This window comes from Streptomyces sp. NPDC002004 (assembly GCF_053593975.1).
Genome location: NZ_JBSFDP010000017.1, coordinates 55,690 through 68,686 on the forward strand (window position 1 = coordinate 55,690; position 12,997 = coordinate 68,686).

Below are 12,997 nucleotides of genomic sequence, written 5' to 3' on the forward strand. Positions count from 1 at the left end.
GGCGCCGGTGGTGTGCGCCGCGGACCGCGTCCTCGCCCGGTGCGCCGCGACCCGCAGCGGTCCGCACCGGCACGCACCGGCCCGTCCCACGAGGGCGCCGCCGGTGCCGTCCTGCGCGCCGGTCCGCTTCGGACATCGACGCCGATCCTGTCGACAGTGACAAGCCCCGTCCAGGCTGGTGCGCACTTCCTTCCGCTGGAATCATCACCTTGTGATGAACGACCGTGAGCGCATCCGGCACGAGCTGACCGCCACGCCGCGGGTCGTCGAGTCCATCGTCGAGGCGGTGCACCGGCAGGTCCCCGCGTACGCGGCCCTCGACGACAGCCGGATGCCGGAGGTGCGGGCGATCGCCGCGTGGGCCCTGGAGCGGCTGCTGCACCTCTGGGCCACCGAGGGCGATCTGGCCCCCGCCGACCTGCGCCGCTTCCGCGGCATCGCGGCGGCCCGCGCCGCGGACGGGCGCCCCGTGCAGGCCGTACTGCGGGCGTACCGTGTCGCCGCCACGGTGATCGCCGACGAGGTCGCGGCCTGTATGCCCCGGCCCACCACCGATGACGCCTTCGCGCTGACCCGGATGCTGCTCGCCGCGCTGGACACCCTCTCCGAGGAGATGGCCGCCACCTACGCCGCGGCCAGCCAGGACCTCGCCGAGGACCACGACCGGGCGCTGCGTCTGCTGCTCGACGACCTGATCGCCGGCCGGCACGCGTCCGTCGGCGCCCTCACGGACCGGGCGGCCCGGCTGGGCGTCCACCTCCCGGACCCGTACTGCCTGTTGGTCGCCGAGCCCGTCGGTCCCGGCACCCCCGACATGGCGCCCGACACGGCCGCCCGGCTGCTGGCCTCCCTCGTCGCGGACGGCGGCCACACCACGGCCCTGGCGACGGTCCGCGGCTCCCGAGCGGTCCTGCTGCTGCCCGCCGCGGAGGCCGCAGGCGCACCGGCCGCCCTGCACGAACGGCGCTGGCGCGGCTGCGCGATGACCCGGGAGCCGCTCGACCGCGTCGCCGTCGCCCATCGCCTCGCAGCCGACGCCCTGGACACCGCGCCCGCCCACGCCCACCAGCCCGACCGGGTGCTCACCGACGCGGACGCCCAGGTGCTCGCGCTGCTCGCCGGGCACCCTGCCGCCGCCCCCGACCAGATCGGCCGCCTCGTCCTCGGTCCCCTCGCCGATCCCGCGAACCGCCATCTGCTGCACGCACTCACCGCGTACCTCGACACCGGTTCCGCCAACGCCGCCGCACGTGACCTGCATCTGCACGCCCAGTCCCTGCGCTACCGCCTTCGCCGCATCCGGGACCTCACGGGACGCGACCCGCGCGACCCCTGGCAGCGGCTCACCCTCGACATCGCCCGCACGGTCGCCCCGGTGGCATGAGCGCACGGGCCGCGCCGTGTTCTCCGCCCTGTCCGGTACCGCCCTGCACCTCATGGGTGAGGACGCGGGGCGAACCGTGTCCGTGGGTGACCGCCGGACGTTGGACGGGCATGACCCACAAGCAACGCATCCTCGCCGCCATGGCCCTGGCCGCCGGCGCCACAGGTCTCGTCGCCCCCGCCGCGCAGGCCGCCACCGCCGAGCAGCACGGGGTACAGGCTCCGTCCGTGCTCCACGAACTCGACGAGCTGTCCGCGAGCTCGGTGCCCGCGGAGCACCGGCAGGAGTTGCCCACGGTGTCCGGCCAGCTCGCCGGGCTCGGCCAGGCCCAGCAGCAGCTCGGCCAGCTGCACCAGGTCACCGACCTGATCGCGCCCGTCACCGGACTGCTCCCCGCCGTCCAGACCTGACCGGCCGCACGCGCGGGTCCGGGCCGACGGCCCGGACCCGCACCCTCTCCGTCCCGCAGGAACACCCCGGCGCCCTCCACGCCGTCCCGGGGCCGTACCCCCGCCCTGCCCCGACCCGGCCCGGGCCGCCCCGGCCGCCGGTCGACGGGAGCACCCCGCGTCGATAATCTGCCAGCAGGGACAGAGATGGCCGACGACGTGCGCATTCGCGTGCTCGGCGGTTTCGGCGTCGCGGTCGCGGACCGCCCCGTCGCCGCCGGGGCATGGCGGCTGCGCAAGGCCAGGAGCCTGCTCAAGCTGCTTGCGCTGGCCCCGGGTCACCGGCTGCACCGGGACCGCGTCTACGACCTGCTGTGGCCGGACCTCGACGCCACGGCCGCCGCCAACAACCTCCACCAGGTGCTGCACGCCGTCCGCCGTGCACTGGCCTCTGCCGGGACCCCCGGAGATGTCGTGGGCCTCCGCGACGACGTGCTGATCCTCGGGCCGGACGGGGACGTCGCCGTCGACCTCGACGAACTGGAGGACGCGGCACGCCGCGCGGCGGCCGCCGGCGACGCGGCGGCGTACCGCCACGCACTCGGCCTGGCCGCGCCCGACCTGCTCCCCGAGGACGTCTTCGAGCCGTGGACGCAGCAGCCGCGCGAGGCACTCGCCGTACGCCGCACCGCGCTGCGGACCGGGCTCGCCGAAGCCCTGGAACGGGAGGGCGCCCCGGAGGAGGCGGTCGAGGTGCTGCGGGCCCTGGTCGCCGACGACGAGTGGAACGAGCCGGGACACCGGGCCCTGATGCGGGTCCTCGCGGCGGCCGGGCGACGCCGGGAGGCGCTGGCGGTCTACGAGGGGCTGCGCGACGTACTCCGCCGTGACATGGCGGCCGACCCGGACCCGCAGACCCGCCGTCTCTACCGCACCCTGCTGGTGGGCTCCGTCGCAACGGCCGACGAGGACGCCGGGCGCGGCCGCCCGCCGCGGCACAACCTGCCCGCGCCGGTGAGCAGTTTCATCGGCAGGGAGCGCGAGTGCGAGGAGGTGAGGGACCTCCTCGCACGCAGCCGTCTGCTGACCCTGACCGGCCCCGGGGGCTGCGGCAAGACCAGGCTCGGGCTGGCCGTCGCCGGCCGCGCCGCCGACGGGTACCGCGACGGCGCGCGGTTCGTCGACCTCGGCGCACTCACCGAGCCGCGGCTCGTGCCGGAAGCGGTCGCCGGGGCCCTGGACATCCAGCTCCCGCCGTCAGACCGCCCGCAGGCCGCCCTCGTCGCGGCACTCGCGGTCAGGGAGGTGCTGCTCGTGCTCGACAACTGCGAGCACCTGATCGAGCCGTGCGCCGCACTGGTGACGGAGGTCCTGACGCACTGCCCCGGTGTCACGGTCCTGGCCACCAGCCGCGAACCCCTCCAGACCTACGGCGAACGCACCTGGCGGGTGCCGTCGCTCCCGCTCCCGGACCCGCGCCGCCTGCCGCCGCCGGGCGAGCTGGACCGGTTCGCGTCCGTGCGGCTGTTCGTGGAACGCGCCGGAGAGGCGGAACCGCAGTTCCGCCTCGACGCGGAGAACGCCGCCGCCGTCGCACAGATCTGCTTCCGGCTCGACGGCATGCCCCTCGCCCTCGAACTCGCCGCCGCCCGCGTCCGCATGATGACACCGCATCAGATCGCCGGCCGGCTCGACGACGCCCTCACCCTCCTCGGGCGCAGCGACGGCCACCGGGTGACCCGGCAGCAGACCCTGCTCGCGACCCTGCGCTGGAGCCACGACCTGCTCGACGCCGATGAGCGAAGGCTCTTCCGCCGGCTCGCGGTCTTCGCGGGGTCCTTCTCGCTCACCGCGGTCGAGCAGGTGTGCGCCGCGGACGGTGCGGCGCCCGGCGTCCTCGACGTACTGGGACGGCTGGTCGACAAGTCGCTCGTCCTCGTGGAGCGGCAGGGCGACGAGGCGCGCTACCGCCTGCTGGAGACCATCCGTCAGTACGCGCGCGACCGGCTGCGCGACAGCGGTGAACTCGCCGACACCGAGCGCCGGCACCGCGGCTTCTATCTCGCACTCGCCGAGTCGTACGACCCCGAGCTCACGTTCCTGCCGCCCGCCGACGCGCCCGCGCCGACGTTGCTGCGACTCGAAGCCGACCACGACAACCTGCGCGCCGCCCTGGGCTCGGCGCTGCGGACCGAGCCGGACACCGCACTGCGCCTCGCCGTGGCGCTGCGGCAGTTCTGGGCCGACCGCGGCCACTTCGCGGAGGGACGCCGCCGCCTCGACGACGCCCTCGCCGCCGCGCCCGCACCGACGCCCCTGCGGGCGCGGGCACTCATGGGGCAGGGCGTGCTCGCGATCCGCCTCGGGGACAGCTCCCGGCTGGCGTCGATCGGCACGGACATCGTGGCGATCCACCGGCCGCGAGGAGACCGGACGGCACTCGCCTACGCGTACTTCCAGCAGGCGGTCCTCCTGTGGATGCGCGGCAGCTGGGACCGGTCGGCGACGGCGCTCGACGAGGCCTGCGCCCTCGCCGACGGGGATCCGGCGCTGCTCGCGGTGGCCGCCCACCAGCGCGGGATCGCGGCGATGTGCCGAGAGGACGCGCAGGCGGCCCGTGACGCCTTCGCCCTGTGCCTGCGTCTGCTCGACGCCGTCGACGACGCGACGCCGCCGTTCTTCCCGGTCATGACGCCCGGGTACACGGCGCAGGAGGACACCGGGGGCCGGATGTCGCTGTTCTTCGAGGAGACCGTGCTGCTGGGACGGCTGGTGGGCGCGGCGCGGGCGCACGGGTACGCGGAGTCCAACCTCGCCTGGTCCGCCCGGCTGGACGGCGACCTCGACACCGCCGCCGCTGCGGCCGGCCGCAGCGTGGTCCGCTTCCGCGAACTCGGCGATCCGCGGGGGGAGTCCCTCGCCCTCACCACCCTCGGCAACGTCTGCCGCGTTCGCCGCGAGCACGACGCCGCCCGCAGCCACCTCGACACCGGTCTGCGGCTCAGGCGCCGGCTCGGCGACCGCCGCGAGGCCGGTATCAGCCAGGGCTGCATCGGACTGCTCGCCCTCGACGCGGGCGACATCGCGGGAGCACGGGCGGCGATCGGCCGGGCCCTCGCCGGGTTCGAGGAGACCGACGACCTGCCCGGCACCACCAACAGCCTCCTCCACCTCGGACTCGTCGCACGGGCCGACGGCGACACCGAAACGGCCCGCGCCCTGTTCACCCGGGCGATGGACCTCGAAGGCGTGGCCGGGTCCACCGGGGCCGCCGCCTGGGTGGCGGTCATGCTGGCCCAGCTGACGGCCGGGGCGGGCGACCGCGCCGCATCCGACGCCGCCGCCGGACGGGCCCGCGCCCTGTTCGACCGCCTGGGCGACAGAAGGGGCCAGGCCCTGCTGCGCCGGACCGCCGCCGGGGCGCAAAGCGGACGCTAAGCCGGTGCTAAGCGGTGCTTCCTACGGTCCTTGCCATGACCAGGAACGAGCCCGACCAAGGAGGCCGGCAATGTCCATCGACACGGCAAGGAACGTCCTCGGGGACGCCACCATCGGTGAGCTGGAGGCGGCGCTGCGGGGCACGGTGATCCGCCCGGGCGACCCGTCCTACGACGAGGCACGCGCCGTCTGGAACGCCGCGCACGACCGGCACCCCGCGCTGATCGTCCGCTGCGTCGGGACCGCCGACGTGATCCGGGCGGTCGAGTTCGCCCGCAGTCAGCACCTGCTCGTGGCGGTCCGCGGCGGAGCGCACAGCATCGCCGGGTTCTCCACCTGCGACGGCGGGATCGTCATCGACCTGTCCGGGATGAAGGGGGTACGGGTCGACCCCGTGCGCCGCCGGGTGGTCGCGCAGGCCGGACTGACCTGGGGGGAGCTCGACCACGAGACACAGGCCTTCGGCCTCGCCGTCACCGGCGGTCTCGTCTCGTCGACCGGGATCGCCGGGTTCACCCTCGGCGGCGGGGTGGGCTGGCTGGTCCGCCGGCACGGCCTGGCCAGCGACAACCTGATCGCCGCCGACATCGTCACAGCGGACGGCGAGGCCGTGCACGCCGACGCCGATGACAACCCCGAGCTGTTCTGGGCGCTGCGCGGGGGCGGCGGCAACTTCGGCATCGTCACGTCCTTCGAGTTCCAACTGCACCCGGTGGGCCCGCAGGTGCTGGGCGGCCTGATCGTCTACCCCGCCGACGAGGCCCGGCAGGTGATCACCCGGTGGCGCGACCTCATGCCCGAGCTGCCCGACGAGCTGACCACCCTCGCGAACCTGACGACCGCACCGCCCGTGCCGTTCCTGCCGGAAGAGGTGCACGGCACCCGGGTCGTGGTCATCGCCGGGATGTACGCGGGACCCATGGAGCGGGGAGAGGCGGCGGTCCGGCCGCTGCGCCGGCTCGGCACCCCGATCGCCGACGTGATGGGGCCCGCGCCGTACCTCGGCGTGCAGTCGATGCTGGACCCGCTGTGGACCGCCGGTGCGCACAACTACTTCACCTCGGCGTTCATCGAGCCCTCCGACAGTGCGCTCGACACCGTGACCCGGCTGCACCTCACCACGCCCGCGCCGGGCAGCGAACTCCACCTGCACCACCTCGGCGGTGCCTTCGCACGGGTGCCCGCGGATGCGACCGCCTTCAGCAGGCGCGACGCGAGCGTCCTGTGCAATGTGATCGCGCGCTCGCCCGACGCGGCGGGCTTCGACGAGCACGTCGCATGGGCGCGCCGGTCCCGGGAGGAGATCTCCGCGCACGGCGACGGCGCGATGTACGTCAACTTCACCGGAGACGCGGCCGAGGACAGGGCCCGTGCCTCGTACCCGGGCGCCGTCCACGACCGTCTGACGCGGGTCAAGGACACGTACGACCCGACGAACCTGTTCCGCCTCAACCAGAACATCCGCCCGTCCTCGGCCCGGGTCTGACCGTCCTCGGCCCGCTTCCGGAACGTCCCGGCGTCCCCGTCCTCCGGCTGCCGCCCGGAGGGCGGGGACGTACGTTGGTCGTGCAACCGGCTCCCCGGCTCACCCCCGCCACGCAGGCGGAGCGGCTGCGCACGCTGCCCACCGGATACCCGAACGCCGGTTACGGACTCGGCATCTTCGACGTCGCCGGATGGATCGGACACAACGGCTCGCTGCCCGGGTACCAGTCGCTCACCATCTATCTGCCCGAGGCCGAGGCGACCCTGGTCGTCCTCATCAACACCGATGTCCCGTACCAGGGTTACGAGACGTCCACCCTGTTCGGCCGGGCCATCACCGGTGTCGTCACCCCCCGGCACCGCCTCAACCTGCCCGCCGAGCCGTCCGCCTCACCCTCGGGACGGACGTCGGCTCCCGCGGCGCGCTGAGCCCGTCCGGCGCCCCGGACCGGACCGGCCCCTCGTCACTCGGCGACGAGATCCGCCCACCTGGTGATCCCGCCCGCGTGGACGCGCAGGCCGCAGCGGTCGGCCAGGGCGGTGACGATGAGGATGCCCCGGCCGTTCTCCGCGGCGTGGTCGGCACAGCGGCCGGCCCGCTGCGCGACGGGCACCACGGGTCCGCCGTCGGTGACCGCGATGCGCAGGGCACGCTTCCCGTGCAGCCGGACCCAGGACAGGCGCAGCACGGCCAGTGGTGCGGCGTGCACCACGGCGTTGGTGACCAGCTCGGAGACGACCAGGAGTGCGTCTTCGGCAATGTGGGGAGCCAGGTCCCACTGGGCGAGGACGCTGCGTATCCGACGGCGCACGGCCGGTACGGCGCCGGGAGTGTGCGGCAGCGGACACACGTGTTCCACCGCCTCGCGACGCATCATCTGCAGCTGTGCTGCCATGTGCCCTCCTCAGGGCCCTGCCGGCACCGCGCCGGTACTTGCTTGGAAGGTAAGGAACCGGAAAACGGCAGGTCAATGAACCCCGGTCGGCATTACCGAACGGGGGTTGCGAGCTGCGAAAACGGGCACGCAACGCGGACCGGTCGGTGCGGGATTACGATCGCTTCATGGCCGGCCCAGTCCAGTCGATCGAGCGGGCGGCGGCGATCCTGCGGCTGCTCGCCGGTGGTCCCCGTCGGCTCGGGCTCGGCGAGGTCGCGGCGTCGCTCGGCCTGGCGAAGGGCACCGCGCACGGCATCCTGCGCACCCTTCAGCACGTGGACTTCGTGGAGCAGGACGAGGCCACCGGGAAGTACCAGCTCGGGGCGGCCCTGCTGCACCTCGGCACCAGCTACCTGGACGTGAACGAGCTGCGGTCGCGTTCCCTGAACTGGGCCGACGCGCTCGCGGCCCGCTGCGGCGAGGCGGTCCGTCTGGGCACGCCGCTGGAGGGCAACGTGCTCGTCGTCCACCACGTCTTCCGCCCGGACGACACCCTCCAGACCCTCGACGTGGGGACCCTGCTGCCGCTGCACGCGTCCTCGCTCGGCAAGGTCCTGCTGGCCTACGGCACCACGCCCGTCGAGCCGCTGCTGGAGGCCGGCCCCGAGCCCTACACCCGGCACACCCTCGTGGACCCCGAGGAGCTGAAGCATGCGCTCGCTGAGATCCGTGAGGTCGGGTGGGCCGCCGAAGTGCAGGAGATGAGCATGGGCGAGGCGGGGATCGCCGCACCGATCCGGGGGCACGGCGGTCTGGTGGTGGGCGCCATCGGGATGTCCGGCCCGGTCGAGCGGATCTGCGACAGCAAAGGCCGGCCCCTGCCCGCCCTGATCACTCTGCTCCGGGAGGCCGCACGGGCGATCTCCAGAGACCTGGGGGCGGCCCGCTGGTGAGTCCCAGCGCCTCCACGACGCATCGGAAGGCAGGCCCGATCATGGTTGACCGGTATGTGATGTCCATCGATCAGGGCACCACGTCCACTCGATGCATCCTGTTCGACCATGGCGGGCGTCTGGTGTCGGTCGCCCAGCGCGAGCACGAGCAGTTCTTCCCCCGGCCCGGCTGGGTCGAGCACGACGCCGTCGAGATCTGGCGCAATCTCCAGCGCGTGGTGCCCGAGGCGCTGTCCGGCGCGGACATCACCGCCGACGAGGTCGCCGCGCTCGGCATCGCCAACCAGCGCGAGACGACCGTGCTGTGGGACCGCAGCACGGGCACGCCGCTGGGCAGGGCGGTGGTCTGGCAGGACACCCGGACCGCCGAGCTCGTCGACGAGCTGAGGGAGCGCCCCGGAGACGAGTTCTTCCTCGACCGCTGCTGCCTCCAGCCCTCGACCTACTTCTCCGCGCCCCGGATCCGCTGGCTGTTCGACCACGTCGACGGTCTGGAGCAGCGCGCCAGGGACGGCGAGGTGCTGTTCGGCACCATCGAGAGCTGGCTGATCTGGAACCTCACCGGCGGCGCGTCCGGAGGTCTGCACATCACGGACGCGACCAACGCCAGCCGCACCATGCTCATGAACATCCGCACCCTCACCTGGGACAGGGAACTGCTCGACTTCTTCGGGGTGCCGCGGGTGATGCTCCCCGAGATCCGCTCATCGGCCGAGGTCTACGGCGACGCCCGCGCGATCCTGCCCGGCGTCCGCATCACGGCCGCCCTCGGCGACCAGCAGGCGGCCCTCTTCGGCCAGACCTGCTTCTCGCCGGGCGAGGCGAAGTGCACCTACGGCACCGGCAGCTTCCTGCTGCTGAACACCGGCGCCGACGTGGTGCGGTCCCGGCACGGCCTGCTCACCACCGTCGGGTACAAGATCCAGGACCAGCCCCCGGTCTACGCCCTGGAGGGCCCGATCGCCGTCACCGGCTCGCTCGTCCAGTGGTTCCGCGACCGGCTCGGACTGATCAGCAGCGCACCGGAGATCGAGACCCTGGCCCGCACCGTCGAGGACAACGGCGGCTGCTACATCGTGCCCGCGTTCTCCGGACTCTTCGCGCCCCACTGGCGCAGCGACGCGCGCGGCGTCATCGTCGGTCTGACCTCGTACATCACCAAGGGGCACCTGGCCCGGGCGGTCCTGGAGGCCACCGGCTGGCAGACCCGGGAGGTCGTCGACGCGATGAACGCCGACTCCTCGCTCGCCCTGAGGCAGCTGAAGGTCGACGGCGGCATGACGTCGGACCACCTGCTCATGCAGTTCATCGCCGACGTTCTCGACGTGCCCGTGGTCCGGCCGATGGTCGCCGAGACGGTATCCCTCGGTGCCGCCTACGCCGCGGGGCTCGCCGCCGGCTACTGGCCCGACCTGGAGGTGCTGCGCCGCAACTGGCACCGGGCGGGCCAGTGGCTGCCGGACATGGACCCCGAGCGCCGGGAGGCGGAGTACGACAACTGGCAGCGCGCGGTGGAACGCTCCCTGGGATGGATCAAGCCTCCGCCGGAGTCCTGAGAACGGAAGAGCGCGGAAGGGGGCGTAAGGGGTCGGAGGAGTTCGGAAGAGGGCGGAAGCGGAAGGAAGCGGAAGAGGCGGGAAGGGCCTGAGGGGGTGCGGAGGAACGGCGTCGGCCGACGGTGCTAGAAATGGTGCATGAAGGGACGTTTTCGGCGATCCCTGGCGCGCTGGGCCCGGCTCGGCGATGCGCGCCCGGGCTCCGGCGGCACCGGGCGCGGGAGCGGGTCCGAGGCGTCCCGCCTCACGCGTACGCCCCCGCCCAGGCGCCTGCTGCTGGGGGCGCACAGCGTCGCCGGCCAGGTCTTCGCCCTCCAGCTGCTGGTGGTGCTGGTACTGATCGCCGCCGCGGCGCTGCTGCTCACCGTGCAGGCCCGCAGCCAGGCCGAGCATGACGCTCGCGACCGCTCGCTGGCCGCCGCCGAGTCCTTCGCGCACGCCCCGGGCATCGTGCAGGCCCTGAGGTCGCCCGACCCCACGACGACGCTGCAACCCCTGACCGTGGCCGCAACCCGCTCCTCGGGAGTCGACTTCGTCTCCGTCATGAGCATCCGGGGCGTCCGCTTCAGCGACACCAGACCGGACCTGATCGGCAAGCGCGCCGAAGGGGACATCCGCCGCGCCGCGACCGGGGAGACGTTCACGGAGATCTTCAAGGGCCGGCCGAACGACGCGGTCCGCGCCCTCGCCCCGGTCTTCGACAGCGACGGCCACGTCATCGGTCTGGTCAGCACCGGCATCCAGATCGGCAATGTCTCCGGCATGGTGAACCGCCAGCTCCCCGTCCTCGTCGGCGCCGCGGCCGGCGCGCTGGTCCTGGCCACCGGCGGCGCGGCGCTGGTGAGCCGACGGCTGCGGCGGCAGACCCACGGCCTCGGGCCCGTCGAGATGACCCGCATGTACGAGCACCACGACGCGGTCCTGCACGCCGTGCGGGAGGGCGTGCTCATCCTCGACGGCGGCCTGCGCCTGCTGCTCGCCAACGACGAGGCGCGCCGCCTTCTCGACCTGCCCCCGGACGCGGAGGGCACCGACGTCACCGGGCTCGGCCTGCCGGCCGACCTTCGCGACCTGCTGGTCTCCGGCCGGTCCGCCACCGACGAGGTACACCTGGCGGGAGGACGGCTGCTCGCCGTCAACCACCGGCCCATCGAGCTGTTCGGAGGCCCCCCGGGCAGCGTCGCGACGCTCCGGGACACCACCGAGCTCCAGGCGCTCGCCGGCCGGGCCGCAGCCGCCGGCCTGCGGTTGCAACTGCTGTACGAGGCCGGGGGGCGGATCGGCACCACCCTGGACGTGGTGCGCACGGCCGAGGAACTCGCCGAGGCGGCGGTCCCGCGCTTCGCCGACTTCGTCACGGTCGAGCTGCTGGACCCCGTGCTGCGCGGCGAGGAGCCGACCGGCGTCCACACCGCGATGCGGCGTGCCGCCCTGAGCGGCGTCCGAGCGGACCCTCCGCTGCAACCGGTCGGCGAGGTGATCAGGTTCGTCGTGCCCAGCACGCCGATGGCAGCCGCACTGATGGGCGGCCATGCGGTCCTGGAGACCGATCTGCACGCGGCCGTCGGCTGGCGCGCCCAGGACCCCGACGGCGCGGACCGGGCCCTCGCGTACGGCATCCACTCGCTCGTCACGGTGCCGCTGCAGGCCCGCGGTGTGGTGCTCGGCATGGCGAACTTCTGGCGCGCGGAGACGTCCGAGCCGTTCGACGAGGAGGACGCGTCCTTCGCCGAGGAGCTTGCGACGCGCGCCGCCGTCTGCATCGACAACGCCCGCCGCTACAGCCGTGAGCACTCCATGGCCGAGGCGCTCCAGCGCAGCCTGCTGCCCCGGGTGCTGCCCGAGCAGAGCGCGCTGGACGTCGCCTACCGCTATCTGCCGGCACAGGCAGGAGTGGGCGGCGACTGGTTCGACGTGATCCCGCTGCCGGGGGCGCGGGTGGCACTGGTGGTGGGCGACGTCGTCGGGCACGGTATGCACGCGGCGGCGACGATGGGGCGCCTGCGCACCGCCGTGCACAACTTCTCGACCCTCGACCTGCCGCCCGACGAGCTGCTCGGGAGGCTCGACGAACTCGTCGGCCGGATCGACCTGGAGGAGCAGGCCGGGCGCACCGACGGCGCCGGACTGGCCGGTGCCACCTGTCTGTACGCGATCTACGACCCGGTCGGCGGGCGCTGCACGATCGCCCGGGCCGGGCACCCCGGGCCCGCACTGGTGCGCCCCGACGGCACGGTGGAGTTCCTCCAGGTTCCCGCGTGCCTGCCGCTGGGGCTCGGCGGCATGCCGTTCGAGGCCACCGAGGTGGACCTGCCCGAGGCCAGCCGGCTGGTGCTGTTCACCGACGGCCTCGTCGAGGACCGCGAGCGGGACATCGACACCGGACTCGACCTGCTGCGGGACGTGCTCGCGGGGCAGCGGCGCAGTCCCGAGCAGACGTGCAGGGACGTGCTCGACGCGGTCCTCTCGCCGCGGCAGCGGGACGACGTCGCCCTGCTGGTGGCCAGCACCCGGCTGCTGCGGGCCGGTCAGGTCGCCGAGTGGGACGTGCCGTGCGAAGCCTCCGCGGTCTCCCGCATCCGTGCGCTCGCCGCCCGGCAGCTGGCCGCCTGGGACCTTGAGGAACTCGCCTTCACCACGGAACTCGTCCTCAGCGAACTGATCACCAACGCCATCCGCTACGGCGGTGAACCCGTCCATGTGCGCCTCCTGCGCGACCGCACCCTCATCTGCGAGGTCTCGGACGGCAGCAGCACCTCTCCGCATCTGCGCCACGCCACCCTCGCGGACGAGGGCGGCCGCGGGCTCTTCCTCGTCGCCCAGCTCGCCGGGCGATGGGGCACCCGCTACACCAGCCGCGGCAAGGTCATCTGGACCGAACAGGCGCTGCCCTGACGCGGGCGCCCTCCGGTGT

At 73.8% G+C, this 12,997-nt stretch carries 9 protein-coding genes; 8 read left to right on the forward strand and 1 reads right to left on the reverse strand.

Features of this window, described 5'->3' with window-relative positions; translation table 11 throughout:
- Positions 1 to 214: 214 nt before the first annotated feature.
- The 5 genes from ACWCP6_RS23785 (at position 215) to ACWCP6_RS23805 (ending at position 7,125) form a co-directional block, all read left to right on the forward strand.
- Positions 215 to 1,384 (forward strand): PucR family transcriptional regulator, encoded by a 1,170-nt coding sequence (locus tag ACWCP6_RS23785; RefSeq protein ID WP_450934531.1) that lies wholly within the window; start codon positions 215 to 217, stop codon positions 1,382 to 1,384.
- 110 nt (positions 1,385 to 1,494) lie between these two features.
- On the forward strand, positions 1,495 to 1,794 hold the full coding sequence (locus ACWCP6_RS23790) for a hypothetical protein (RefSeq protein WP_450934532.1): 300 nt from the start codon (positions 1,495 to 1,497) through the stop codon (positions 1,792 to 1,794).
- 186 nt (positions 1,795 to 1,980) lie between these two features.
- Positions 1,981 to 5,211 (forward strand): AfsR/SARP family transcriptional regulator, encoded by a 3,231-nt coding sequence (locus ACWCP6_RS23795; RefSeq protein ID WP_450934533.1) that lies wholly within the window; start codon positions 1,981 to 1,983, stop codon positions 5,209 to 5,211.
- A 70-nt stretch (positions 5,212 to 5,281) separates the two neighbouring features.
- Positions 5,282 to 6,697 carry an FAD-binding oxidoreductase gene (locus ACWCP6_RS23800; protein WP_450934534.1) on the forward strand — a complete coding sequence of 472 codons (1,416 nt, stop codon included), beginning with the start codon at positions 5,282 to 5,284 and terminating at the stop codon, positions 6,695 to 6,697.
- A gap of 80 nt (positions 6,698 to 6,777) precedes the next feature.
- Positions 6,778 to 7,125 carry a serine hydrolase gene (locus tag ACWCP6_RS23805; protein WP_450934535.1) on the forward strand — a complete coding sequence of 116 codons (348 nt, stop codon included), beginning with the start codon at positions 6,778 to 6,780 and terminating at the stop codon, positions 7,123 to 7,125.
- Between the two features lie 35 nt (positions 7,126 to 7,160).
- On the opposite strand, the gene ACWCP6_RS23810 is transcribed toward ACWCP6_RS23805, so the two are convergent.
- Positions 7,161 to 7,592 (reverse strand): ATP-binding protein, encoded by a 432-nt coding sequence (locus ACWCP6_RS23810; protein WP_450934536.1) that lies wholly within the window; start codon positions 7,590 to 7,592, stop codon positions 7,161 to 7,163.
- 167 nt (positions 7,593 to 7,759) lie between these two features.
- Here ACWCP6_RS23810 and ACWCP6_RS23815 point away from each other — a divergent pair, with 167 nt between their 5' ends.
- From ACWCP6_RS23815 to ACWCP6_RS23825, 3 genes are all read left to right on the forward strand, one after another.
- Positions 7,760 to 8,527, forward strand: coding sequence for an IclR family transcriptional regulator (locus ACWCP6_RS23815; protein WP_450934537.1), 768 nt, complete (start codon positions 7,760 to 7,762; stop codon positions 8,525 to 8,527).
- 41 nt (positions 8,528 to 8,568) lie between these two features.
- A complete protein-coding gene (glpK, locus tag ACWCP6_RS23820; protein ID WP_450934538.1) occupies positions 8,569 to 10,083 on the forward strand; it encodes a glycerol kinase GlpK in 1,515 nt (504 codons plus the stop codon).
- 138 nt (positions 10,084 to 10,221) lie between these two features.
- Positions 10,222 to 12,978 (forward strand): SpoIIE family protein phosphatase, encoded by a 2,757-nt coding sequence (locus tag ACWCP6_RS23825; protein ID WP_450934539.1) that lies wholly within the window; start codon positions 10,222 to 10,224, stop codon positions 12,976 to 12,978.
- Positions 12,979 to 12,997: the final 19 nt, after the last annotated feature.